We start from the raw sequence: 25,417 nt of genomic DNA, 5'->3' as shown, positions 1-25,417 counted from the left end.
CGTTAGAACATGAAACCGATCGCATTCAATTTCACACTTTGCAAAGGATTGATCGACGCTACCGGAAAATTGCAGCAACAAGGAACGATGCGGCGGGTGACTGGCAACGATGAACTTTTGATACAGAACGATCGCCATCTGCAAGACGACCCTAACTATGGAACGCTAATACTCTTATCACAGGTGATTACTCAATTGGGAACCTGGGAGACGATCGCGCCCTCCGACCTCGAATCTCTGTTTCTGACTGACCTCACCGACCTGCAAACCTTATTCAATCATCTCAACCAGCCCTACGTCGAGTGTTGCCCATCGGGGGAATTTTGGGCTACCCCTTAGAGCAGCTATACGAGGAGGTAGCCTTTATTGCGCTGCACTTTCACTGGTCACGCGACGAGATTTTGAACCTGGAACACGCAGAGCGGCGACGCTGGGTTGAAGAAATCAAGCGGCTGATTTGAGGAAAAAGAAACCAAAAGAAGGATGGAATAGGACGGGGATGATCTAGGATTGGGAAATTAGCTCGATCGAGAAATTTTAACCATGAGTAACGCTCCATTCAACGACGAAATTACACTAGCAGAACAAGCCGAAGCGCTAGGTCGAAAAGCACTGAAACTAGGGTTAATTCCCAGTTTTGTGGTGCGTCATTTTCCAGACAGTTGGGAGTTCTACATTCCTAACGAAAAAGAATCAGCGATGCGTTCTCCCGAAGAGGCTTACTTGTATTTAAAGAAGCTGATTGGTTCGTGAGTTATATCGTATCTAAAACTTTATGAATTGTTTGATAAATTGATTCCAATTCGTGATCGGTGATGCAGTAAGGTGGCATTAGATAAAGCGTATTACCAAGTGGACGCAGAAAGAATCCCAGATCGAGAAAGCGATCGCGCAAATCAGACCCGATCGTGTTGAAATAACCTGATTGCTCCTGCGTTGTGATTTCCATTGCTGCGATCGTTCCACAAACTCGAATTTTTTCGACTCTAGAATGTTCCTTTAGATATTGATTTAAGTATTGACGATGCTGAGATTCTAGCTCCCGAAACCGTTGTGGAGACTGTTCTAAAAGTGTGAGAGAAGCCAATCCTGTGGCACAAGCTAAGGGATTCCCAGTAAAGGAATGGCCGTGCAGAAACGCTTTACTCGCGTCGTCACTGTAGAACGATCGATAGATTTCCTCACTCGCCAATGTCACCGCCAGCGGCAAACAGCCCCCTGACAATCCTTTCGACAAACAGAGAATATCAGGAGCCGTCTGGGATTTGAGACACGCAAACAATTCGCCCGTTCGCCCAAAACCCGTCATCACTTCGTCATAAATTAACAGCACGCCAAACTGATGAGCCAAATCTTGCAGCGATCGAAGAAACTGCGATCGACAAATCCGCATTCCCCCCGCCCCTTGGATCAGCGGTTCGATAAAAATGCCTGCATAGCGATCGCGACTTAAATAAGATTCAATCTTCTCTAACACCTGATTTTCACGATTCTCAACTTCAGAATCTTCATCAAACGTTGCTGGAAATGGCACCACCTCCATCTCAAACATCAACGACCGAAACGGCTGCCACCAGTCACAACTTCCGCCGATCGACATGGCTCCGATCGTATCGCCGTGATAGCCCCCCTCAAAGCCCAAAAAGCGTGTGCGAGGTTCGCCTTGATTGCGCCAATATTGATACGCCATTTTGAGCGCCACCTCGACGGAAGTAGACCCATTATCTGAGAAAAACACCCGCGTCAAAGCGTTTGGTAAATGCGTCAGCAGTCTGCGGGCTAACTGCTCGGCTGGCTCGTGGGTAAAGTTGGCAAATATGACCTGTTCTAGCTGTTTTGCCTGGTGATAGAGCGCGTCGGCCAGGACGGGATGGGCATGTCCATGAATTGTCACCCACCAGCTTGAGATGCAATCCATCACCCGTCGCCCGTCTTCCAATTCTAGCCAGATGCCATCTCCTCTCACGACTTTGAGCGCTGGAGGAGCGGTTTTCATCTGCGTAAAAGGTCGCCAAATCGGAGAATCAGAGGAGTTCATAGAATGAGCGATCGCAAAACAATCCGCCTAAATTTCTAAACTCAATGTACCAGTCCATCCCGACTAATTGAATCAATTCTTTTATCCTTCATCGCTCATTCTTCAATTTGGCTGACATGCCCAGAGGTGAAGCTCCGAATGCTCTGATCAGCTAACCGCACCAGCAAACAGCCCCGATCGTTAATCCCAATCGCCTTACCTGTCACAGTTTCCCCATGCAGTTCAATCGTAACGGTATGACCCAAGAGAGCATCACGATCGCGCAAATCAGATAATAGAGACTGCAAAATAGATTGGTTTTGAGAATACTGTAATGATTGCCAAGGCGTAGTAATTTTCAAGAGATGAGCACGAATGCGATCGAGAAAAGCAAATTCATCAGGAACCGCCACTACTTCATGGAGACTAATCGGATTGATCATCTCTTTTAACTTAGAGAAATCAGCACAACGATTCAGTCCAACGCCTACAACCAGCTTTGTATAGTCTCCCTGAGTAACGCCCTCACAGAGAAGGCCTGCCAATTTTCTTTGATTTAGCCATATATCATTCGGCCACTTTAGGCGCAACTGATGGTCTAAATCGGGAATCAATTCTTCAACCGCATAAATCACCGCTAAACCTGCGATCAAACTAAGTCCCGATAGCTGTGAAATAGGAATGTGTAGCACAACACTCAATGTCAAAACTCCCGGTGGTGCGTACCAAGTTCGCCCATGTTGCCCCCGCCCCTGAGTCTGTTGTTGAGTAAAGACGACGGCTCCAGATTCTAACTGAGTTAAATGCTCGATCGCCCATCGATTAGTACTCGGACAGCTTTCTAACCAATGCAGCCAGCTAGGAGCGTCTGGAACGATTGCACTCATATATCGCACTCCTATTTCTTGTCCAACCATTAAAAGAGCCTACCATTTAGCTTAAATTCTTAAATTGTTTATGGAACCCAATCTAGACGAGCCTTATCACTCCAAAGGTAGATGGAATCTTAGTATTAGTTACTACTTTCGTTGCTCGCTTCCCTATCCCAAGGTAGGCAGAGATTTAGATTTGAGATTGCTAATCTTGACTCATGGAAAACGCACCAGGGAACACGAGCCGCAACGGTTTCTTACTGAAGTTCTAATCTAGAACAACAGGAGTGTTTATAGGACAGAAATCAGAACGGTGTAAAGGTTGAATTGCATCTTTACCAGGTCACATCAAAGGGTTAAGCCCTTAATCAGTGCGGTCTGAGCTTGTGAACGTTAGTGATTGATCATGTAAGTACATCTTGAATTTAGAGAACATTAGCAGAGGGAAAACACAATGGGTATTCTAGCTTGGATTGTTTTAGGTTTAATTGCAGGCGCGATCGCTAAAGCTATCTATCCCGGTCACCAAGGCGGCGGCATTTTGGGAACGATGATTTTGGGTATTGTAGGGGCTTTCTTGGGCGGTACGCTGTACACAGTTTTGACAACTGGGACGCTCGCTCTAGGCTCGGTTGGTCTGAGCTTTGGCGGTATTGTAGTGGCAGTGTTGGGTGCAATTTTGGCGCTGTTTATCTACTACGCCGTTGCAGGTCGCAATGCTTACTAGATTGCTAGGGTGATTGAAGGTGATCATAATAGATCGTCGTAAAGCGATCGCTTCGTCACCAAACTCTACAAGCCATTCTGCGGAATGAACAAGAACCCCCGACTTCTTAAAGAGGCCGGGGTTTTTTATCGCTCAGGTTTCTAATCACTTGGGGCTAAAACTTGAGTCGATTTAGAGTACTTTCTCATATCAGTCGATCGTATAATACCAAATCAATTTGTTAATGCTACAGATCCTTCGCCCCCTAAATCCTCCAGTCTGGGGGACTTTGAGAATCCGAGACTGCTTGATTTAGGAGATCCCCTTTTGCATATCATTTCTACCTAATGATCAGAGAAATACTTGCTCAGGTTTGTTTATTAAACTTGCAGCGACCTAGCATACAAACGTAGAGAAAATCAAGTCTACTTGCACACAGGCTTTTTGGGTATTTTACGCTTCAATTAAGAGAGGATTCTTCCACAGTAAGGTTATGGAACGCTCATCCTCACTTCGCCTCAAAGAACTCGCCACCCTATTTTTTAGACTGGGCATCATCGGTTTCGGCGGCCCCGCTGTGCACATTGCCATGATGGAAGATGAAGTCGTCAAAAAGCGCCAATGGCTGACACGGGAGCAGTTTCTCGATTTGCTGGGCGCGACTAACCTGATTCCTGGGCCCAACTCGACAGAAATGGCGATTCATATTGGCTATGTCTATGGAGGATGGCTGGGTCTGATTGTGTCGGGCGTTGGATTCATTTTGCCTGCGATCGTCATCACGGTTGCATTCGCCTGGGTCTACGTTACATTTGGTACGATTCCTCAAATTGCATTCCTGCTTTATGGGATCAAACCTGCTGTGCTGGCGATCGTCTTAGATGCGCTCTGGCGCTTGGGCAAAAAAGCCGTCAAAACTCGTAAGCTTTGGGTGATTGCGATCGCCGTCTCGCTCCTCGTCTGGTTTGGTCGCGTCAACGAAATTGTTGCCCTCTTAAGCGGCGGATTGTTGGGAATGATTTGGCTTCAGTTTCCCGATCGCGGCAATTCTACAGAAGAGGCGAATCTACTCATCGCTGGTCTTGTGACGGGCACAGTTTTGCAGGCAAGTGCGGCGACTGTGGCGACTTCTCAAGTTTCGCTGTGGCAGTTGGGATGGTCGTTTCTCAAGATTGGCAGCATTTTGTTTGGGGGAGGCTACGTCTTGCTGTCATTTATTCAGGGCGAATTTGTTGAGGGCTATGGCTGGCTGACTCAACAACAATTGTTGGACGCGATCGCCATTGGTCAATTTACGCCTGGCCCGATTCTTTCGACGGCCGCCTTTATTGGATATGTAATCGCAGGTATTCCGGGAGCCATTGTCGCAACGGTTGGAATTTTCTTACCATCCTTTATTTTTGTCGTTGCGTTAAATCCTTTTATTCCATTCTTTCGTCGATCAAAATGGGCATCCGCATTTTTGGACGCAGTGAATGCGAGTGCGTTGGCGTTGATGGCTGTCGTCACATTACAGTTAGCAATCGCAACTCTAGGAAAACCGACGGCTCCTTATCTTGATTTTTTGGCAGTCGCGATCGCGTTAGTCAGTGCTGTTTTAGCGATTCGATTTCAGGTAAATGCGGCGTGGTTGGTAATCGGGGGAGCGGCGATCGGGTGGCTGGCCTTTTCGCTGGGTTACGTTTAATAACAGGTAAATTCGACAAAACTCTTCGCGTCGGTTTCAAATTTGAGTTAACAAAAAGCGCGATCAGATTCGCGTTGATTTACCCTTCAGGTCATGAGGATTTTGCACCAGGGTAAAGCGATCGTCATAAGTGTAAATTGTCACTAAATTCACACACAAATTCCGTGATCCCCAGCCCTACCGATTCGGGAAAAAAGCGGGGTATCTCTCATTCTTCTGATGTCTAAAAAAGGTCGGATGAGGGAAAAATTCACGCGGCACCAAATCAAGCCAGTACACCAAAATCTGCATGACTTCTTTGAACCCAGCTTCTCGCCAAAGGGTACGGGCACAAAGGAATAGGTGATTTGGCACATCTATATAATGAGCGTCCGATTGACTGAAATTGCAGAAGGGAGCGATCGAGACCCGCCTGATCCAACGCTCCTGACACTTACGATGTCCGCTTTACCAAACGAATCGTTGCGCCCTGATCCCTGAAAAACGGCATGGATTGGACGAACTAGACCATCCGAAAAAATTTGCTTCTCAAAAGTAACCAAAATTTACATCTCTAACTTCTAGCTGATTTATTCGTCGGACTGCTGATTAACATTTGAGTTATTTATTATCCGCCTAAGTCCAAATCGGTTCGGGGACTTCCATCCCACAGCTAATGCCTTTAACAGTCTGGATGTGGTCAACCTGACTACTCTTTTTTGACGCTTAACCCTGAAACAAGTCGGATACCTATGACAACGTTTAATCCCGCAATCCTGAAAACCCTCGACACTCCTACCTGGCAGCGATCGACGGTTGGCTTTCCAGAATGCGTTCTCAAATGGCGGCGCAAACAATTGATCGTTTACCCTACCCAATCGCCACAAGACAACTCACTACCGCCTTTGGCTGACCAGGAATGGCTAATCGAATGTCTCAAGCGTTCTCCTATCCGCCTGGTTCGCGTCGATGCTAGTTTCAGCGAAGCCGCCCTCAAGTTTTGGGCAGATGCTTGCGAACAAGCGGGGAAGACACTCTACTTGCGTCTGCCTGCCGCCTCCCGCCTGCCCCAAAAGCGCAGAGGACTCTGGTGGTGCAAACGAGCCTTTGATTGGAGTCTGGCCACCTTGATGCTGTTGGTGTTGAGTCCGGTGATGTTGGCGATCGTGCTGGCGATACAGATTTTTACTCCTGGCCCGATTTTGTTTCGTCAATGGCGTGTTGGTGAACGGGGCAAACTGTTTCGAGTGCTCAAGTTTCGCACGATGAGCGTGGATGCCGAAAACAATCACCATGCTGTGATGGCCAATCAGTCACAATCGAGCCTTCACAAGCGGGAAGACGACCCTCGCATCACACCTCTGGGCAGGTGGTTACGCAAATACAGCCTGGACGAACTGCCCCAAATTTTTAACGTGTTGCGCGGTGAAATGAGCCTTGTCGGCCCGCGACCCTGGGCCCTGTATGATGCTGTTCGGATTCGCCCAGAACTCCAAGAACGACTGAATGCCTTACCAGGAATCACCGGAGCGTGGCAGGTTGAAGCGCGATCAACGCTATTAGACCTTGATATGGTGAACGATCGGGATTTGCAATATCTCCGCGATTGGTCGCTATCAGGCGATTTCAAGATCCTATTACGAACGGTGCCCAGGGTACTTTCTGGATTTGGGGCTTGTTGAGAGAATGGTGAGCGGTTTGCGAGTACTCATGCTTTAGACCTTAGACTTTAGACAAACGCCACGGAATTCCCTAAATTGGTGACATTTGACCTCAGACTTCAAACTCAAAAGCTGCTTTGCACGGAGTCTAAAGTTTAGAGTCCAAATAGAGTCCAAATCTTAGTCAAAGTTTACAGGTACAACTCATACACTCATTGCAAACCGCCGACTTTAACCTGAGTTTCGGCCCCTCTAGTCTAATTATTTATGCGAGCTAAGAAGTTTCCTAATCCAGTGCGTAATCTTGTTAGAGAAAGCAACCTTTGGCAAGAAAATTCTTTGATCTTAAGTGAGTTTCAATATTTCCCGTGGATAGCGATCGCTGCAATCACGTTTGCATTGTGTTCGGCAGCATTTGAGGGATTTGGCTTCGGATTCCTGCTTGCATTTCTCCAAAGTTTGGTGAGTCCCGATGCACAACCTTTTCAAACAGGAATTCAATGGTTTGATCTTTGGGTTCTAGACATCAATTCTTCGGCTACCAATCGACTGTATCGAGTTTCTGGCTTGATTTTGGTGTCAACCTGGATTCGAGCAGGCTTTAATTATTTGACGCAGTTTTATACCGAACTCTGTCAACAAAAATTAGTCGATCGCTTGAGAAAACGCATCTTTGAGCAACTACAAGCAGTCAGCCTCAGCTACTTTGGCAAAACCAATTCAGGAGAACTGATCAACTCGATCACAGGTGAAATCGGTCGCCTACAAATCGCCTTTGGACTGTTGGCTTATATAATCACCAAAGGATTAACTTTGCTGGTCTACGTGACGTTGATGTTTTCGATCTCCTGGCAGTTAACGCTAGTGTCGATCGTATTGTTCGGTTTATTAATCGCAGGATTAACCAAACTGAATGCACGAGTGCGCGAAAGTAGTTTTGCAGTTTCCACCGCGAATGGAAAATTCACAGCGATCGCATTAGAATTCATCAACGGAATCCGCACTGTACAAGCCTTTGCCACCCAGGACTATGAGCGAAAACGCTTTTATCAAGCCAGTGGTACTTTACAAAAGGCCAGCATGAAAGCGGCCTCTCGGTGGGCACTGGTGCGGCCGGTAGCAGAAGGGTTGGCCACGACGGTTTTGATTAGCATGATCATTCTGGCCATCACCGTATTTGTCGCAAACGGAACCCTGCAAACAGCCTCTCTCTTAACTTTTCTGTTTATTCTGTTTCGGCTGGTGCCTGCTCTCCACGAAATTAACGGCAATCGCGCTCAACTCAGTGGTTTTGGCGGGTCGATCGCCAACATTCAAGAGATCCTGAGAAGTGACAACAAGCCCTATTTGCAAGATGGAACCTATCCGTTTAGCGAACTGCGGCGATCGATTGATTTTGTGGCGGTTGAGTTTGGCTACAATCCGCGTCAGCCCGTTCTCAGAGACATTACGCTCACTATCGAACGCGGCAAAATGACAGCCCTGGTCGGGGGTTCGGGAGCCGGAAAAACAACGTTGGTAGATTTGATTCCTCGCTTTTATGATCCGACTGGCGGACAAATTCTGATCGATGGTCGAGATTTGCGATCGTTTGCCATCAATTCTCTACGGCAGAGGATGGCGATCGTCAGCCAGGACACCTTTATTTTTAACGCTTCGGTCAGATACAATATCGCTTACGGTTTAGAAAATGCCAGCGACGAAGCCATTTTGAGAGCCGCCGAACAAGCCAACGCGCTCGACTTTATTCTCGAAATGCCCGACCAATTTGAGACACAGTTGGGCGATCGAGGGGTGCGGCTTTCTGGCGGTCAACGTCAGCGGTTAGCGATCGCTCGTGCCTTGCTGCGTGATCCCGAAATTTTGATCTTAGACGAAGCAACTAGCGCCCTGGATTCAGTTTCTGAACGATTGATTCAACAATCACTAGAGCAACTGTCAAAAGGAAGAACGGTGATTGCGATCGCACATAGATTATCTACCATTGTCCGAGCCGATAAAGTTGTCGTTTTGGAACAAGGACAAATCATCGAACAAGGCACGTATCAAGAACTGCTTAACCAACGCGGCAAACTCTGGAACTACCACCAGATGCAGCATCAAGTCAGCGCAGAGTAACCCTGAAAAGGCTTCAAACCAGACTTAAACGCATTTACTAGAAGAGAGGAAGGTTATGCACTTAATTGCGCTAGAACAGGAACCCACATCACTCAGGGGCGGACAGGAGTTAAACCTATTTGAAATTACGCGGGGATTGGTCAAACGAGGGCATCGAGTCAGCCTGCTTTATGAGCGCGACGGCAACTTGGTCGATGAGTATCGCAAGTTTTGTCAGGATGTGATCAAGATTGATACATTTGGATTCGATCGCCGTAAGGTAGACGATATTCTCAAGTTTGTTCGCAGTTTGATCAGGATTGGTACAATTCCTGCTGATCAAGACAGTCTAGTTTTTTGTAATGCATATCATTCTGCTGTGTTTGGTTATGCATTGTCATCGTTAAAACATCTTCCCTTTATCTGCTACTTTCAGATTCCTCCCTGTGATTTCAATCGTCAACGTCGCGTTGCACTCAATGGCGTTGATCAATTCATTGCAGTTTCTCACCAAACTAAGCTGGAATGGGTCAAGTTTGGGTTAGCAGAAGAGAAGATTGAGGTCATTCAAAATGGCACCGATCCCAACAAATTCAAACCTGCTGAAGACTTCGCTGCCCTAAGAAAAGAATGGGGATTATCTGAAAACGATCGCGTCATCTCCTACGTCGGCAGAATTGACGAATCAAAAGGCATCGAATCACTCATCAAAGCATTAGGTATATTGCACCAGCAAGGAATCACCCCTCACCTTTTGCTGGCCGGAAAACCCGTCGTTCACTATGATCCCGAAAAAGGCAGAGAATGTCCCGAAGCGGGTGCAAAATATCAACAGTCATTAGAACAATTAGCGATCGATTCAGGGGTTGGAGAGCAGGTGAAGTTCTTAGGATTATTAAAAAATCCCGTACCCCTTTATCAAATCAGCGATGTCAATGTTTTATGCAGCACCTGGCCAGAACCTTTTGCCAGAGTCATTCTAGAATCAATGTCCTGTGGAACGCCGATCGTAGGTAGCCGCATCGGAGGCACGATCGAAGCCTTAACAGGTGAATTTGAGCGCGGATTATTCACACCCAATGATGAAAAAGATCTCGCAAGATGTCTGACTGAAATGTTGGATTGGCGATCGCAAGAACCCGAACTAGGAGCGCGATATCGAAACCATGTACTCAAACATTTTGGTCTAGAAAAACTCGTCGAAAACTTCGAGACCACCCTGCTCAAAGTCGCCCAAAAATCCAAAGTCGCCGCCTAATTTCAACAGATCATTTCATCTCTCATCCCTCATCCCTCATCCCTCCAAAATGCCTCAATCCCCTCGTATGCTCTCGATCGTAGAAGGCTTTATCGGACATCTCACCTACGGGCGCTTGATGCGAGAGTCTCTAAGCCAATCTTGCCCGATCGACTTCTATTGGCACAACGACGAACGAGAACTGAGAACCCGTCTGATGAGCCGAGCGATCGGACATTATCGCATTCCCCCAACTCGCTGGACATTAGAACAGAATACCGATTTCTTTCTCTTTCGATTTCAAATGTGTCTTGGCTATTTTGCGCGACGGTTGGTGTTAAGAAAAATGGCAGAAACTCACTATACCGCTCTCCATTTTCATACCCAGCCCCTTGCGTATTTATGCCTCGATTTGATGAAAGAAATGCCGACGGTCATTAGTCTCGATCGCACCGCTGCTCAAGCTTCCAGAGAATATACTAAGCCGAGTTTGAGATGGACATTTGCCCCCAATCTTCGTCTCGACAAGCAAGTCTTTGAAGCCGCAAAAAGTATCGTCAGTTTCTCAGAAGCAGCCCGACGATCGGTGATCAAAGATTACAACATTTCACCCGAAAAAGTTACAGTGATTTATCCAGGGGTTGATGTCGATAAAATTTCCGTTGCTGACGTTAGAAGTTGCTCCAGTGAGAAACCTTTTAGCATCCTATTTGTGGGCGGCGATTTTGAGCGGAAAGGTGGCTACGATCTGGTCAAGGTATTTTTAGAAAAGTTTAGCGATCGTGCCGAACTTCACCTGGTTACTCAAACTCCAATTGAGGTCAGCCATCCCAATATTCATATCTATAAAAATATTAAAGCCTACACGTCTGAGTGGCTCAATCTTTACCATCAAGCTGATGTATTCGTGATGCCAACGTATGCAGAACCGTTTGGTTGGGTGTTTTTAGAAGCAATGGCGGCAGGGTTACCGATCGTGGCCACCAACATCACAGCAATTCCTGAAATGGTAACACCTGGCGAAAATGGATTACTGATCGAACCGGGTGATCTTTCTGCCTTAGCTCAAAGCATTCAGCACTTGATCGAAAATAGAGAACTGGGGCAAAGAATGGGGGCAAAAGGTCGTCAGTTAGTTGAGCAAAAGTTTAATGCTAAAGCTCATTTCTCAAAGTTAGAAGCGCTTTTTCAAGCCGCGATCGCCGCTCCCAATCTCACAATCGAACTCGTCAAATCTTCCTTGTCTAAAACAAAAGCCTGAACCCTACAGTTCAAAGAATTACTTATGAAAACTCTCTTCACTTGTCACTATCCCTTTAATCCAAATGCAGGGGCTGCGGGTGTGACGTGGCGGCTTGGTCAGGAATATCAAAAACTGGGGCATGAAGTTCAATATTACTCATTAAACGAAGTTCCTAAACAGATCCATCGGCTCCTGAGATTTGCAACTTTTCCAGCATTTGTCGCCTATCAAATCTCACAATTAGCGGACGAAATCGATGTCGTAGACGCTTCAACGGGAGATGCCTGGATCTGGGCAACTTTAATTAGCAAACTCCACAAACGTCGTCCTCTATTAGTCGCACGTTGCCACGGACTTGAACACATTGAACACCTGGAATATCTCGAAGAAGCTCGACGCGGCAATCTACAGTTGAGTTGGAAATATCCCCTTTATCGCGGCAGCATTCGACTATGGGAAGCAGCGACTTCAATGCAATGTGCGGATGTTGTGTTGTTGTTAAACGAGCGCGATCGCCACTATGTGATTGATCAGTTAGGCGTTGATCCCGATCGGGCCCACGTCGTTGCAAATGGTATTCCTGATGATTATCTACGGCTCCCATTTGAACCGACTCCCCCCCCTGATCAGCCCATTCGGATTGCCCAAGTGAGCAGCTACATCATTCGCAAAGGCATCCAGTATGGCACGCCTGCTCTCAATGCAATTCTCAACCGTCATCCCACCGTCGAGGTCAGCATGTTAGGCACCGAATGCCCTGCCGATGAAGTGTATGCGGATTTTGATTCGAGTGTGCGCGATCGCGTCAAAGTCGTCCCTTCTTACCAAAACAACACGCTGCCAGCACTACTCAAAGGACATCACATCAAACTTTTTCCGACCATTTCTGAAGGATTTGGCGTTGCACTTGTCGAAGCGATGGCTTGTGGACTCGCCCCCATTACCGCTGCTGCTCCCGGCCCATTAGAAATCGTGCAGGATGGCAAAGATGCGATCGTCGTTCCTAGTCGAGACAGTCAAGCGCTAGAGCAATCTTTGGAACAGTTAATTCAAGATCGCTCATTGCTGGATCGCCTACGCCGCAATGCTTACAACACGGCTCAACACTACAGTTGGTCACGAATTGCTCAAGATAATCTGCGCTATTACAAGGAAGCGATCGCAAGGACTCGTGAAGTTAGCGATATGGGGAGGATTAAAATCTAAGAGCGCGAGAAACTCACTTAAAATTCGGTTTCCCTTTTTCAGGGAAGCTAGGGGAATCATCGGCGAGTGATCTACTAAAACTCTCTATCTGTGATCTCTTGAATCTACTGATCCTATCTATATAAACATTAATAAACATTAGTTGTATTGTGTATTGAATATCAGGTCTACGATCGAATGAATTAGCACCCCCCAAACCCCATGCCTTCCCTTCTAAAACCTGCCCCCGCTTGGCTGGCAATTCTTGGCTTTTCTCTGTTCTCTGCCCTTTGCATTCTGATTCGCGTTGGCGGAGTGTTGCGGCTGGCGTTTCCACTAGGGGCTTTATTAGTCGGACTCTTTCTCTATTTGCGCTATCCCCTTTTGTATCTTGGCTTTACCTGGTGGGTTTGGTTTTTGGCAGCGTTTGTGCGGCGTTTGGTCGATCAGCAGGCAGGATGGGTTGATCCAAATCCAGTGTTGTTGGCTCCGTTTTTTGTGACGATCGTCTCTCTCTTGACATTTGCCAAGCAGCTTCCAAAAGCGATTCGGGGCAGTGGGTTGCCTTTTGTGCTTTGTGTGGTGGGCGTAATTTATGGGTGTCTAGTAGGCGTGATTAATAACTCACCAACCGCCGTAATTGTGCCTTTATTAAACTGGTTGACTCCTGTCGTATTTGGGTTTCACTTATACGCAAACTGGCGCAGCTATCCAGAAATTCGGCAAACGATTCAGCGCATTTTTGTCTGGGGAACGTTTGTGATGGGTGCCTATGGTGTGGTGCAGTTTTTGGTCGCGCCTCCGTGGGATCGCTTCTGGCTGCAAAATCAAACGACTCAGGTATTTGGAACGCCTAACCCTTTAGGAATCAGAACGTTTAGTACGATGCACTCGCCCCAGCCATTCGCCGCTGTGATGGTTGCAGGGTTGTTTATTCTATTTGCCAGCCGCAGTCCGATTCGATTCCCTGCCTCTGCGGTGGGGTATTTGTCTTTTTTATTGTCACTGGCACGATCGGCGTGGCTCAGTTGGGTCGTTGGCATTGTTGTCTTTTTGCCTTCGCTAAAACCAAAACTACAAATGCGTTTGATTGTGACTATTTTAGCCATGATGGTTTTTGTATTACCTTTGACGTTCATCGAGCCGTTCTCAACTGTAATCGGCTCACGGGTACAAACGCTATTTGCAGGTAAAGAAGATGTCAGTTATGCCGATCGTGCAGAAGGCTACAGCAAGTTTCTCACTCAGGCACTCACCAACGTCTCAGGAGAAGGCATGGGCTTCACGATCCAAAGTTCTGTAATTGGCAGCAATGATAGCGGCATTCTGACGATGCTCTTGACCCTGGGCTGGCTAGGAACGTTGCCCTATTTAGGTGGTTTGCTGCTCTTGATTGCAACGCTAGCTCAAAGTCAGGAAGCGAAGTTTGATGCATTTGCCAGTACTGCTAGAGCGATCGCGATCGCCACGTTTTCTCAAATCAGCCTCAACAATGTGATGCTCAGTTCTTTTGGCATGGTGCTATGGACGTTTATCGGCATTACCATAGCAGCCCGACAATACTACGCCAAGCTCTCCGTCGAGCCACCAAAGACTAAAGACTAAAGACGTGAAAATTAAACATTTTTTTGTTCAAAGTCCAAAGTCCACCTTCAATGTTAATATTGCGCCAGTGATTTCGCGAATGATGATGACTCAAGAACCCGATATCAATAATCAATACCAGCTTCGGATGATGGCACAGGCTGTTACCGAATTAGCAGAAAGAATCGATCAAGGCTTCGATCGTACGGCTCAAAACATCGAGCAGGGCTTCGAGCGCACCAACCAAAACATCGAGCAAGGCTTCGAGCGCAACAGCCGAAATTTGGACAGTCTCAGAGAACTGGTCGAAACCGGATTTGACGACCTCAAGCGAGTTAGCCAGCAGCAGGCAGATACCGCCCGATCGCTCGCCGAAAGCGTTTCCAGATTGGTGATTTTGTTAGAGCGGAAAAGTTGACCCTCTAAAGCGGTTTAGGAATCATACCCAGACGATCGAGCAGCGCTTCATCCTGCGATCGCTCTGGATTGGGAGCCGTCAACAACACAGACCCCGTAAAAATCGAGTTGGCACCCGCCATAAAACACAAAGCTTGCAGTTCATCGCTCATTTGGGTTCGCCCCGCAGTCAGCCGCACCATTGAGTTAGGAAAGAGAAGTCGAGTGGTGGCAATGACGCGCACCAGGTCGATCGGATCAACAGGCGGCGCATTCTCTAAAGGCGTTCCGGGAATGGGAATCAGACAGTTAATCGGAATCGATTCGGGAACGGGGTCAAGATTACACAGGGCTTCGAGAAAACCTAACCGATCTTGCGTCGATTCACCCATGCCCAAAATGCCACCACAGCAGACCGAGATTCCTGCCTCGCTGACGGTGCGAATCGTTTCTAACCGATCTTGATAAGTGCGCGTCGTGATCACCTTGCTGTAATAGCTGGGCGACGTGTCCAAATTGTGATTGTAGGCTGTCAGACCCGCTTCTTTAAGCTGCTTTGCCTGATGGGGTTTGAGCATTCCCAACGTACAGCAAACCTCCATTTCTAGCGCAGCGACCTGACGCACCATTTCTAACACGCGATCGAACGGGGCCCCATCTCGCACTTCTCGCCAGGCCGCTCCCATACAGAAGCGAGTTGATCCGGCAGCTTTGGCCATTTTTGCCTCAGTCACGACTGCCTCAATCTCCATCAACGGTTCTGGCTGCAAATCCGTCTGATGATGCACGCTCTGAGAACAGTAGCCACAATCTTCGGGACACGCTCCCGTCTTGATATTGCCCAACGTACACATCTGAATGGCGCGTGGATCATGATGCGCTCGATGCGTCTTTTGCGCCTCAAACAGCAGATCTGGCAGCGACTGGTGATAAATTTTGGCGATGGAGTCGATCGAGGTCATCATGGCAGAAATTTTTGAGGGATGAGGGAGGGCGTTGCCCCGCATTCGCGAGGAGGGATGAATGGGAGTTCTGTAACTGGCGCTCATTGTTTATCAAGATTATCAGCACATCGCCGATCGAATAATGCAGAAATTCTGATCTCTCTCCAGTGATACAATGCCTACCACCATGACTCGGTTTCCTCGCTCAAAATTGCAGCCTCGCCGCTTGAATAGATCTGTTCGCGTGATTACCGTCACTGAATTATTGTGGGCTTTAATTGGGCTGCTGCTGACAATCGGCGGCACACTTCTCAAAGCCTCGATTACTGGGTTGCCGTGGACGTGGACTTCGCAGACGGTGCCCCTGCACTTTTTGGGTGTCAACTATCAGATTGGGGCGGTTTTGCTGGTGGGCTGTCTGGGTGGCAAAAATGCGGCTGTGATTTCTCAGATTGCTTACCTGGCACTGGGGTTGGTGGGTTTTCCTGTCTTTGCTCAGGGGGGCGGCCTGGGCTATCTCAAAGAACCCAGTTTTGGCTATCTAATTGGCTTTATTCCGGGCGCTTGGATTTGTGGCTACTTTGCGTTCAAAACGCCACCTCGACTGGAATCGTTAGCTTTTAGTAGCCTTTGTGGGTTGCTAACAGTTCACTTAACGGGCATTGTCTACTTAATTTTGGCTTACTCCCTCAACTGGGTCGATGCAGCCAAGCAGCCTTTCTTTAAGTCGCTGCTCAATTTTTCGGTCAACTTACTACCGGGACAGTTTGCTGTCGTTTGTGCAGTGACCGTGTTAGCGTTTGTGATGCGCCGCTTAATGTTCTACTAGTGATTGGGAGTGAGCAGTTTTGTCACTCGACCCTTAAAATTCCTCAGCCTTTAATGCTAAAAAACCGTTTCTTTTGGATTGCTGCGATCGTGGGTCTGCTGCTCGATCGATTGACCAAATTGTGGGTTGTCAAAACGATGACGCTCGGCCAGTCAATTCCTTTAATTTCTGGTGTTTTTCACTTTACCTACGTGGTCAATAAGGGGGCAGCATTTAGCTTATTTCAGGGCAGTTTGTGGCTGCGGTGGCTGTCGTTGGCGGTGAGTATTGGGCTGATGGCGCTGGCGTGGTTTGGGCCGCGGATGATTCGATGGGAGCAGTTGGGCTACGGTTTTATTTTGAGTGGCGCGTTGGGCAATGGCATCGATCGCTTCGTTTTGGGTCATGTGGTCGATTTTCTAGATTTCCGTTTAATCAATTTTCCGATTTTCAACTGGGCAGATATTTTCATCAATGTAGGAATTGTTTGTTTACTAATTGCGACGTTTCATAAACCAAACAGCGATCGAGATTCAGCCATTTAGCCAAAACATTATTTAGAGACAAAAAATGCTTTGATTGATTTAGAAAAAGCTAGATAGAGAGTCGCTACAACCAATAAAATATTCAGAAAAATCGTTGTGAAAACATCTACGATCAGACTTTTTGGAGTGGGAGACCACCGATTAAAAGGGAAATCTTTGTAGTAAGATTTTGGATACAGTTTGGGCAGATCTTGGCTTCCATGAAGGATGAAATGATAAGCCATTTTTGAGCTGTCAGTGCTGAGAATAATGGCCGTAAATCCTGCTAAAACCAGTACACCAATCCATCTGCCATAAAGTTTTCTGTGCTGCAATCCCCAAAAGCCAAGGGCGATCGCGCTAAAAATTCCAGCAACCAGCGCCACCTCAAGCCCAAAGTTGAGAGTCCAGCAGTGACCTTCTAGTTGAGAGCAAGCAGAAAAGCTTTTAACCAGACTCACCAGAATAATGAACAACATCATCAGCATCAGAGCCTGTGTAACCCAAACAATGAAAGGACGATTCATAACGCGATCGACTCCTCAAAAGCTAAAGAAAAGCCAGGTTAAAATGCTTGACCACAAAAGCCACCACACAATAGTCGCCAAGATAACTTGAACGGTTCGTCGATTAAAAGGAGCGCTCAGATTTTGTAACCCGTGTAATCGACTGGTCAACACATAACTCAACGGCAAACCCACAGGCACAATTACTGATAAATAAATTCCCATAATCCACAAATTGCCATTGCTAGTTGGGATGGCTTGACGCTGTAAGAGCGTGTTCAACAATATTGCCCAAACTGTAGAGATCAAAAGCCCAGGAATTCCCATTAAGGCCAGTCCGACAACAATCAGACCCAAAGCAATCAAAGTCCAAAGTCTGAAGGTTTTCCAACGAAACGTCATTGCTTTACCTATAAGTTTGAATGCGCGATTTGAGGCTTGCGATCGACGCTTTGTGTAGAAGAAATAAAAGGCTGCTTGCAAATTTTTAATTGCGGTACTAGATACCTGGCGATCGTCCCTAACTCCTTAAAAAGTGAGGAACTCGATTAAATATTTTTGCGACCTTGATGTAAATTTGATGAAACTGTTTGCCCTGCATAGATCGGCTCCCTAGATTCCCACAGGTCAGGGATTTTGAACCAAACAACGCAGCGAAAAAGATTCATCGAATTCACGTTACTTCGGGAGCGCCTTAGTTTTGACCTTCGAGCGAGCCATTGGATTGCGCGTGATCAAAACCCAGTCTTCCACCATCCAGGCTTGAGTTTGGGGAGATAACGTCACCTCAGACCGTTGTCGCAGTTGGTAAGGATGAGGGTCAGTTTTCCAATGCTGCTGAAGCGCTTGAGGAGAAGCGGGAATCACCGCCCGATCGCTATAAAAATTCAACGACGGACGATTGAAAGCATAAGACGTATAGACAACCTGCCCCGGTGGAGTTGCTTTGCGAATCATATCGGCTACGGGCCGCACCGGATAAGCCTCTGACAACTCCCAGACCCAATGATCAGACATCATCAACACCAGCAGCGTTAGATAAGTTCCCCACAGCAGCACTGAGATAAACTGCGTATCCTGGCGACTGATCAAAATCGCCGTAATCGCCAGCGTCAAAGCCAGCGTCAAAAACACCAGTTGCAAATCAGGCTGAAAATCAACCTTGAAATAGTAAGCGCTACCCACCCCCGCTACCCCCGCCAACAGCACAAACACACCACACCATAACCGGGACTGAGCGATCGGGCGAACTTGAAAAATCTCCGTCGTCAAAGGATGCCACAGGCGGCTCAGTTGGGCACCCACCACCAGCGACAGCGCAGGATACATCGGCAACACATACCAGGGCAGCTTGGTTTTCATGACTGAGATGGTCACAAAATAAATTACACTCCACAGCAGCGCCAACTTTGCCCAACTCAGCGTGCGATTGTCCCAGGCCAGCCGAAATCCTGACGGCAAAAAAACCAGCCAGGGCACCCATTTAAGCAACTCGACCAGGTAGTACCACACCGGCCCGCGATTGGGGCCAACCGTTTCCCAGACTCGCTTGGCAGACTGATTTAACAAGTGCGCGTCTACAAAAATTTGGCGATATTGCTCCCATTGGGCGTAGTACCAGAGCGCAACCGGAGCCACCCCTAGCAAAATGCCACACCAGAGATAGCGAGACGTGATCAGGCGCGGCGTGTCCCAAATGAGAAAAATCAGCGCGATCGCCCCCAGCAAAATGGCCAAGATTCCTTTCGTCAAGAACAGCAGCCCAAAGCCGACCCCCACCCCCAATCCCCAGCGCAAATCTCGCCGCGATCGCAGCAGACAGGCCATCAGCCACACAAAGAAACACAGCACTGCCCCATCCAACATTGCCAACCGCCCGTGACGCACCACAGGCAGCGAAGTCAGGTAAACCAGAGCCGTAAAGACAGCCGCCGATCGCTGAAAAAACAGTTCTCGCCCCATCCAATACATCAATGGCACAGAACAGGCAGTCAGCATGGCTCCCGGCAGTCGAGAAGTCCATTCATTTACGCCCGCGATCGAGTAGAGCAGCGCCATCAGCCAATGGACTAGAGGCGGTTTGTTGAAATAGGGATTGCCCGTCAGTTCTTTGGGATAGATCCAATTTTCGGAGCCAAAGGGCGATCGAGCCATTTCTCGTGCCACTTGAGCCACAATGCCTTCGTCCCAATCGCGCAAGGGCAAATTTCCCAAACTGACCCCAAACAGCACCACCGCCGCCACAAATAGCCCAATCAGCCAGCCGCGATCGATCCAGGAGTCAAATCGAGGAGTTCCCATTCCAAATTGGCGATTTGTCGAAATTTCGTGACCCATGCTCCACTCCTAACAACCCAGGACTACGGTTGATCTAGTTGATCTATTTACAAAATCGGCTGTCAGGGGGCAGATGAGCGATCGCTCAGCCCGGTCATTCCTTACCTGTGCGCTTCCAACTTTCTATTATCCACGTCCAGCCTCTACCAGCACATTCAGAACTCAATCAGTCTGCCGAGATAAAAGTGAAAAACCGTTACTGGTCGTTGTCCTCATCGGCTCGAATAAAGGAGGCTTCCTCTAACTTTTTGACCCCGCCGAGCGTCAGTAGGGTGAGAACCGTTCCACTGATTGCAAGCTGCCACCAGCCACAGCCCGACACGATACCCAGAGCAGCCGTCACCCAGATCGAAGCGGCCGAAGTCAGCCCCTTAACCGTGGGACTGGAGCGATCTTGCCGAGACAGATGCAAAATTTCGCCTGCACCCAAAAAGCCAACCCCCGTCGCGACCCCCTGAATAACTCGGCTCACCCCATCTGCCGAGATCGAAAACCCCGCCGGAATCAACGTAAACAGCGCCGCCCCTAGACTGACGAGCATGTGAGTTCGGAGTCCAGCCGATTTGCGATTTCGTTGACGGTTCCAGCCGATCGCTCCGCCCAAAAGCAGCGCCAATCCCAGTCGCAAAAGAATCGTTTGCCAGTCATCAGAACGAATTAGATAAGAAGCCATCGATCGTTTTCACTCAACTTGTGGAACATTCAAAAGGAATTGCATTATAAGGGGCCGCTTAAACAGGGTAGGTTGCTCGTCATCTTTCTCAAGACAGACCCGTTATCTTTCTAAAGACAGAGGTGAGGTTAAAAGGCTAGAGCAAGCTATCAGGAATCCTCACAAGAAACTCACAAGTTTCTAATAGATTGCTAATCAAGAAGTTTCTCGTCAACTCAACTTTTTAGGGTCGCAAATCCAAAACTTCTACGCTTTGTGACCTGCTTTACAAGATTGATTAGTTTACCACCCAAAAGATGGGGGAATTCCCGCTTGTTGCTGATCCCCGGACTCGGCTAAGGTGAACGTGAGGACTGAAAGACGGTTTTACAAAGTGTATTGTCCGATTCATTCTTTAACAAAAGTTAGGTTAAAAATCATGGCTGAATGTCCTTGCTGCGCTGAGAAATTATTACGCCATGTTCGACAAGGTGGAGTGTATTGGTTTTGTACCCACTGTTGGCAAGAAATGCCTGATTTAGCCTCTCAGGTGCTCGATCGTGAGCATCAACAGCTTGTCAAGCAAAGAAAATCGCAAGTGCTGGTTGGGAAGTAGGCAAGCTCGTAGCATTCCATTAAGCGACAGGGCCAGTGCCTTCCCTTTCTGCAACCGAATGCAGAGGCAACCTGACTCGAATCGTGGTTCCAACGCCTTCCTGACTAGAGACCGAAATTTGTCCTCTATGCACCTCGATCGACTGCTTGACGATCGCCAACCCCAGACCATTGCCCGAAATGGTGCCCACATTCATACCGCGATGAAACGGCTCAAACAATCTAGCCTGATCCTCTACTGAAATGCCGATCCCCTGGTCTTGCACTTCAAAAATTGCCTGATTAGATTCACAGGTTAAGCGACAGACGATCGAGGAGCCAGAGGGCGAGTATTTGATGGCATTGGAGAGCAGATTGCTAAAAATTTGTCGCAGCAGCTTTTCGTCCATGTGGGCAGGGATAGCGTTTAGTTTGATAGCGTCTAGTTTGCCAGAGGACTGCACCTCCAAAATCAATTTGTGGTCTTGTTGATCATTAAGCTGCATCTCATCGAGCAAGCGCTGACAGAAGGCAAGAAGGTCGATCGGGGCAGGTTCAAAGTTTAGCTTTTTAGCTTCGGCGCGTTCGATCACGAGAATGTCACTCAGCAGATTGTTCATATTCAGTGCGGCATTTTGAATGCGTTGGATATGTTCGATCTGTTTGTCGGGTGTCCAGTCGCCTGCATAAAATTCCAGCAGATCGGCTGACGAGAGAATCGTACTCAGAGGCGTGCGAAATTCGTGGGAGGCGGTTGAGACAAAGCGCGATTTTAATTCGCTCAGTTCTCGTTCGGTTTCCAGAGCTTTGCAGATTTCGACCTCGGCCTGCTTGCGATCGGTAATGTCAATACAAGAGCCAATGTGTCCGCCAAAACTGCCATCCGGCATAAATCGAGGAACACCCCGGTCAATCACCCAGCGATAGTCTCCATCGGCCCGTCGCAGTCGATATTCGATTTCAAAACTGGTGCGATGCTTCGACGCTTCCTGATAGGTGGCCTCACAATAGGGGCGATCGATTGGATGAACGGCATCAAAGAAACTCCCGTCTTCGGGGTGGCGCGTGTGCCCCATAAACTCCAACAAACTCTCATTGCAAAACACAAATTCTCCCGTAGAGTCAATCATCCAAAGCAACACGGGAGCGCTATTTGCCATCGTCCGAAACCGTTCTTCACTTTCACGCAGGGCTTGCAGCAATTGACTTTGAGTTAGAGCAATCTCGACCTGATTAGACAACTGCTGCAACAATTCGATCTCAAAACTCGACCACTGACGCGGGCTGCCCTGATGAGCCACCAACAGCCCCCAAATCGAATCTTGCTGCACGATCGGCACGACTAATCTGGCTCTCACCTTGACCGATCGCAAAAAATCTGAGGTCGGCGACGCTTCTTGCTCAATGTCTTCTACCGCTTGCACCACGCTACGGTAGTCGGTTTGAGGATGTCCGGGTAGTAAAAGTTCAGTCTTATAAGTGCCGCCGATTAGAGAATGCCAGCCAGGGCTGACGGCTTCGTGGGTGACGGTGCCCGTCCCATCGGGTGAGAGACGATTGATCAGCACGCGATCGGCTTGCAGCAGATTTCTCACCTCAGTAACCGTCGTTTGAAGAATTTCTTCTAAATGCAGAGACTGCCGAATTTTGAGGGTTACATCCGCAAAGAGTTGCGATCGCAAGTTTTGACGCTGAAGTGCTTCTTCGGTCTTTTTGCGCTGAGTGACATCTCGCTGCAAGCCGACCCAGTAGGTGTACTGCCCGATTTGATCGGTCACCGGAAACATGCTCAACTCCACCCACACCTCAGAGCCGTCTTTGTGATAGTTAACCAGTTCGACGAGACTCGGCTCCCACTTTTTGAGGGCAGTCCGAATCTGCTGGAGAATGCCCCAATCGGTGTTTGCCCCTTGTAAGATGCGCGGCGTTTTGCCCACCACTTGATCTGGCGCGTAGCCCATCATTCGGGTAAAGGCCTGATTGACGTAAATAATTTTGGGGCCGGGCAGTTCGACGGGTTCGGCTTCGGTAATGACGATCGCGTCGTTGGCATTGACGATCACCGATTCCAACAGTCGCAGGCGCTGTTCTTGTTGTTTGCGATCGGTAATATCTTCAGCAATTCCCGCAATCCGATACACTTTGCCCTGCTGATTTCTCACCGGAAAGGCTCTCGCCAATAGCCACCGCTCTGCGCCATCTGCTCTCGTAAAGCGATACATCACCTCCGCAGGCTTACCGCGCAGCACTTTTCGACTGGTTTTGAGGACTGAATGCAAGTCAGCTAAATGAACTCGACTCAGCCAGAAGTCAGGCGATTTGTGATAACACCCCTTGCTGCCATAGCCCAACACCTGCTCACACGCGGGACTAATGTAAATCAGCTTTTGATCTTCGACTGCATACATCCAAAAAATCTGCTGGATATTTTCTGCCAGTTGACGAAAGCGTTCTTCACTTTCCCGCAGTTCCTCTTCTGCCTGAGTGCGCTGAGTGATGTTTTGCACCAGTGAGAGAATGGAAATCAATTCGCCTGACTCGTCAAACAACACCGAGTTATACCATTCACAATGCACGATCGCCCCCGTTTGAGTAAAGTTGCGATGATAGCTGACATTGCGCGTGGCTTCTCCGTTGAGCAGGGCGGCGATCGTCTGATCCACCGTCTCCATATCTTCAGGAACGACAAAGCTCCAACTGCCAAACTGCCGACCCAGTACTTCTTCGACCTCCCAGCCAAAGAGCGTTTCTGCTTCTCGTGACCAGCGCGTGACTTTGAGGCTACGATCCCACTCGACCACCGCCAGCGGAGAGTTGTCTACATGAAAGGTCAGACGCTGCATGGCTTCTCGCAGGGCTTCTTGAGCCTGATCGCGCTCGTGAATCGTCTGCACCGAATCAGTCATATTGCGAAAATAAAGCGAGACTCCGCCCTTGGATGGGTAAGCCCGCACAGAATACCACTGAGCACAGGGCGCATAGTAGTCAGTCAATTCCAGCGGAACGCCCTCCGATAGAGCGCGACGATAGAGCCGCCCAAAACTCGTCTCGCCAAACGTAGGAAACTCCTTCCAAATGACTTCGCCAATCAGATCTCTGGCAGATTTGCCCAAGGTGCGAGCGGCTTCAGGGTTGATATAGGTAAAGCGGGAGTCGCGATCGAGCGCCACAAATCCATCGGTAATACTCTGCAAAATTTGAGAAATCTGCTCTCTGGCCAGTTCTGCTTCGGCGCGGGCAGCTTGTTCTCGTGTGAGCAGTTGGGCGCGTTCTGCTTCGACCCATTTGCGGAGCGTAATGTCTGAAAAGGAGACCACCACGGCATAGGATACCCTGTCACTCGGACGAAACAACGGCTGTGAGTTGACCGAAATCCACGTCACTTGACCGCTTTTGCACAGCCCCATCACCACTTCTGAGCAGGCAACTCCCGTCCGGGCGGTGATCATTCCGGGAAAGCTTTCACTGGCAAAGGGCGACAGATCTTCGTGAACGGCTTGCCAGTCAATATCCAACACATTACGCTGATACAACTCGCTGGACGATCGCTGCAAAATCCTCTCAGCGCTGGCGTTACAGGTTTGAATTGTGCCATCTGCATTGAGCACCATCACCCCCTCATGCATCGCGGCCACAATCGATCGATAGCGTTCTTCACTAGCGCGAAAGGACTCCTGGGCCCATTTGCGACGCATCACTTCGGCTTGAAGTTGGGCACCCCCTTGCGGGTCACTCGAAGCAGTCGCGCTTTCTGGTCGGGTAAGCTGCACCAGGGGCGAACAACCTTCACGACAGGCGGTTAGCTTGAGGTCAGTCAGGTCTCGTCCGATCGCCTGAAACTCAACCACATTCCCCTGCAAATCTCGAATCGCGCGACTTGTCCATCGGTGCCAACGGGTTTGCCCATCGATCATCTGACACTGCTCATAGCCGTCGATCGCCTCCCCCGTCACAACAACGCTGCGCTGAGATTGACAATCCGTTTGAGCGACCAAATTGAAAAAGTTATCCCCCAAAAGGGACGATCGACACCGACCAAAATAGCGACAGCAGGCTTCATTCATATCAACCAGCGTGCCATTTGGAAGAAAGCGGCAGACGACATCAGCCTGGTCTTCGACGATCGCTGCATACCGCGCTTGACTCAGGTGCAGCGCTAACTGCAAATCAGAAGGTGTTTTTGGCTGGCAAGGCTTACCATTGAGCGGCAAAGGGGCTACTTTAGGCAAGGCATCGTCTCTCTCCTGCAACTGTGCCTGAAGCGCTCTTACCAGATCTTCTAATTCAGCATTGCGTCGCCGTAACCTGATTTGCTCTTCTTCCCGCATGGTGAGTGAGTTACGTTCTAGGTTGATTGTTTGCTCAAACAAGTCTGCATTTCCGCTCAT

General features: G+C 48.5%; 23 protein-coding genes. 15 read left to right on the top strand and 8 right to left on the bottom strand.

All coding sequences use genetic code 11. The features are described from left to right. Nucleotides 1–9 precede the first annotated feature (9 nt). From ACKFKH_RS07765 to ACKFKH_RS07755, 3 genes are all read left to right on the top strand, one after another. Nucleotides 10–339 carry a phage tail assembly protein gene (locus ACKFKH_RS07765; RefSeq protein ID WP_446857688.1) on the top strand — a complete coding sequence of 110 codons (330 nt, stop codon included), beginning with the start codon at nt 10–12 and terminating at the stop codon, nt 337–339. Next, nucleotides 324–461: a DUF6760 family protein gene (locus ACKFKH_RS07760; protein WP_446857687.1), complete on the top strand. Its 138-nt coding sequence runs from the start codon at nt 324–326 to the stop codon at nt 459–461. The genes ACKFKH_RS07765 and ACKFKH_RS07760 overlap by 16 nt, the downstream gene beginning before the upstream one ends. A gap of 82 nt (nt 462–543) precedes the next feature. Next, nucleotides 544–753 (top strand): hypothetical protein, encoded by a 210-nt coding sequence (locus tag ACKFKH_RS07755; RefSeq protein WP_446857686.1) that lies wholly within the window; start codon nt 544–546, stop codon nt 751–753. 1 nt (nt 754) lies between these two features. Here ACKFKH_RS07755 and bioA read toward each other — a convergent pair whose 3' ends face one another. Next, nucleotides 755–2,038, bottom strand: coding sequence for an adenosylmethionine--8-amino-7-oxononanoate transaminase (gene bioA / locus ACKFKH_RS07750; protein ID WP_446857685.1), 1,284 nt, complete (start codon nt 2,036–2,038; stop codon nt 755–757). A gap of 95 nt (nt 2,039–2,133) precedes the next feature. Beyond that, a complete protein-coding gene (locus tag ACKFKH_RS07745) occupies nt 2,134–2,904 on the bottom strand; it encodes a biotin--[acetyl-CoA-carboxylase] ligase (RefSeq protein ID WP_446857684.1) in 771 nt (256 codons plus the stop codon). A gap of 439 nt (nt 2,905–3,343) precedes the next feature. On the opposite strand from ACKFKH_RS07745, the gene ACKFKH_RS07740 reads away from it, so the two are divergent. From ACKFKH_RS07740 to ACKFKH_RS07700, 9 genes are all read left to right on the top strand, one after another. Continuing rightward, the gene (locus ACKFKH_RS07740; protein WP_446857683.1) at nt 3,344–3,616 is read left to right on the top strand and encodes a GlsB/YeaQ/YmgE family stress response membrane protein; all 273 of its coding nucleotides are present in this window, start codon (nt 3,344–3,346) and stop codon (nt 3,614–3,616) included. Nucleotides 3,617–4,088: 472 nt separating this feature from the next. Further along, the gene (gene chrA, locus ACKFKH_RS07735) at nt 4,089–5,282 is read left to right on the top strand and encodes a chromate efflux transporter (protein WP_446857682.1); all 1,194 of its coding nucleotides are present in this window, start codon (nt 4,089–4,091) and stop codon (nt 5,280–5,282) included. Between the two features lie 731 nt (nt 5,283–6,013). Continuing rightward, nucleotides 6,014–6,943, top strand: a complete 930-nt coding sequence (hepC, locus tag ACKFKH_RS07730; RefSeq protein ID WP_446857681.1) for a heterocyst development glycosyltransferase HepC — start codon at nt 6,014–6,016, stop codon at nt 6,941–6,943. 246 nt (nt 6,944–7,189) lie between these two features. Further along, nucleotides 7,190–9,040: a heterocyst formation ABC transporter subunit HepA gene (hepA, locus tag ACKFKH_RS07725; protein WP_446857680.1), complete on the top strand. Its 1,851-nt coding sequence runs from the start codon at nt 7,190–7,192 to the stop codon at nt 9,038–9,040. 55 nt (nt 9,041–9,095) lie between these two features. Continuing rightward, nucleotides 9,096–10,277 (top strand): glycosyltransferase family 4 protein, encoded by a 1,182-nt coding sequence (locus tag ACKFKH_RS07720; protein ID WP_446857679.1) that lies wholly within the window; start codon nt 9,096–9,098, stop codon nt 10,275–10,277. Between the two features lie 49 nt (nt 10,278–10,326). Continuing rightward, nucleotides 10,327–11,517 (top strand): glycosyltransferase family 4 protein, encoded by a 1,191-nt coding sequence (locus tag ACKFKH_RS07715; RefSeq protein ID WP_446857678.1) that lies wholly within the window; start codon nt 10,327–10,329, stop codon nt 11,515–11,517. 24 nt (nt 11,518–11,541) lie between these two features. Next, nucleotides 11,542–12,705 (top strand): glycosyltransferase family 4 protein, encoded by a 1,164-nt coding sequence (locus ACKFKH_RS07710; protein WP_446857677.1) that lies wholly within the window; start codon nt 11,542–11,544, stop codon nt 12,703–12,705. Between the two features lie 201 nt (nt 12,706–12,906). Beyond that, complete coding sequence (locus ACKFKH_RS07705) at nt 12,907–14,289, top strand: O-antigen ligase domain-containing protein (protein ID WP_446857676.1); 1,383 nt, start codon at nt 12,907–12,909, stop codon at nt 14,287–14,289. A gap of 85 nt (nt 14,290–14,374) precedes the next feature. Beyond that, nucleotides 14,375–14,686: a hypothetical protein gene (locus ACKFKH_RS07700; RefSeq protein ID WP_446857675.1), complete on the top strand. Its 312-nt coding sequence runs from the start codon at nt 14,375–14,377 to the stop codon at nt 14,684–14,686. A gap of 4 nt (nt 14,687–14,690) precedes the next feature. Here ACKFKH_RS07700 and bioB read toward each other — a convergent pair whose 3' ends face one another. Further along, nucleotides 14,691–15,713 carry a biotin synthase BioB gene (gene bioB, locus ACKFKH_RS07695; protein WP_446857674.1) on the bottom strand — a complete coding sequence of 341 codons (1,023 nt, stop codon included), beginning with the start codon at nt 15,711–15,713 and terminating at the stop codon, nt 14,691–14,693. Between the two features lie 82 nt (nt 15,714–15,795). Between bioB and ACKFKH_RS07690 the strand changes: the two genes are divergently transcribed. After that, nucleotides 15,796–16,437 carry a biotin transporter BioY gene (locus ACKFKH_RS07690; RefSeq protein WP_446857673.1) on the top strand — a complete coding sequence of 214 codons (642 nt, stop codon included), beginning with the start codon at nt 15,796–15,798 and terminating at the stop codon, nt 16,435–16,437. A 53-nt stretch (nt 16,438–16,490) separates the two neighbouring features. Continuing rightward, nucleotides 16,491–16,961 carry a signal peptidase II gene (lspA, locus tag ACKFKH_RS07685; RefSeq protein WP_446857672.1) on the top strand — a complete coding sequence of 157 codons (471 nt, stop codon included), beginning with the start codon at nt 16,491–16,493 and terminating at the stop codon, nt 16,959–16,961. 8 nt (nt 16,962–16,969) lie between these two features. Here the strand turns inward: lspA and ACKFKH_RS07680 are convergent, their stop codons facing one another. The 4 genes from ACKFKH_RS07680 to ACKFKH_RS07665 form a co-directional block, all read right to left on the bottom strand. Beyond that, nucleotides 16,970–17,467: a hypothetical protein gene (locus ACKFKH_RS07680; RefSeq protein WP_446857671.1), complete on the bottom strand. Its 498-nt coding sequence runs from the start codon at nt 17,465–17,467 to the stop codon at nt 16,970–16,972. Between the two features lie 15 nt (nt 17,468–17,482). After that, complete coding sequence (locus ACKFKH_RS07675; protein WP_446857670.1) at nt 17,483–17,848, bottom strand: hypothetical protein; 366 nt, start codon at nt 17,846–17,848, stop codon at nt 17,483–17,485. A gap of 276 nt (nt 17,849–18,124) precedes the next feature. Then, the gene (locus tag ACKFKH_RS07670) at nt 18,125–19,783 is read right to left on the bottom strand and encodes an ArnT family glycosyltransferase (protein ID WP_446857669.1); all 1,659 of its coding nucleotides are present in this window, start codon (nt 19,781–19,783) and stop codon (nt 18,125–18,127) included. Nucleotides 19,784–19,979: 196 nt separating this feature from the next. Then, entirely contained in the window at nt 19,980–20,456 is a 477-nt protein-coding gene (locus ACKFKH_RS07665) for an MgtC/SapB family protein (protein WP_446857668.1), read from the bottom strand. A gap of 418 nt (nt 20,457–20,874) precedes the next feature. On the opposite strand from ACKFKH_RS07665, the gene ACKFKH_RS07660 reads away from it, so the two are divergent. Then, nucleotides 20,875–21,051, top strand: a complete 177-nt coding sequence (locus tag ACKFKH_RS07660; RefSeq protein ID WP_446857667.1) for a hypothetical protein — start codon at nt 20,875–20,877, stop codon at nt 21,049–21,051. 19 nt (nt 21,052–21,070) lie between these two features. On the opposite strand, the gene ACKFKH_RS07655 is transcribed toward ACKFKH_RS07660, so the two are convergent. Next, complete coding sequence (locus tag ACKFKH_RS07655; RefSeq protein ID WP_446857666.1) at nt 21,071–25,417, bottom strand: PAS domain S-box protein; 4,347 nt, start codon at nt 25,415–25,417, stop codon at nt 21,071–21,073.

The organism is Phormidesmis sp. 146-20 (assembly GCF_052939475.1).
The sequence above is the reverse complement of the archived record's forward strand: the minus strand, read 5'-3'. Positions and strand labels throughout refer to the sequence as shown.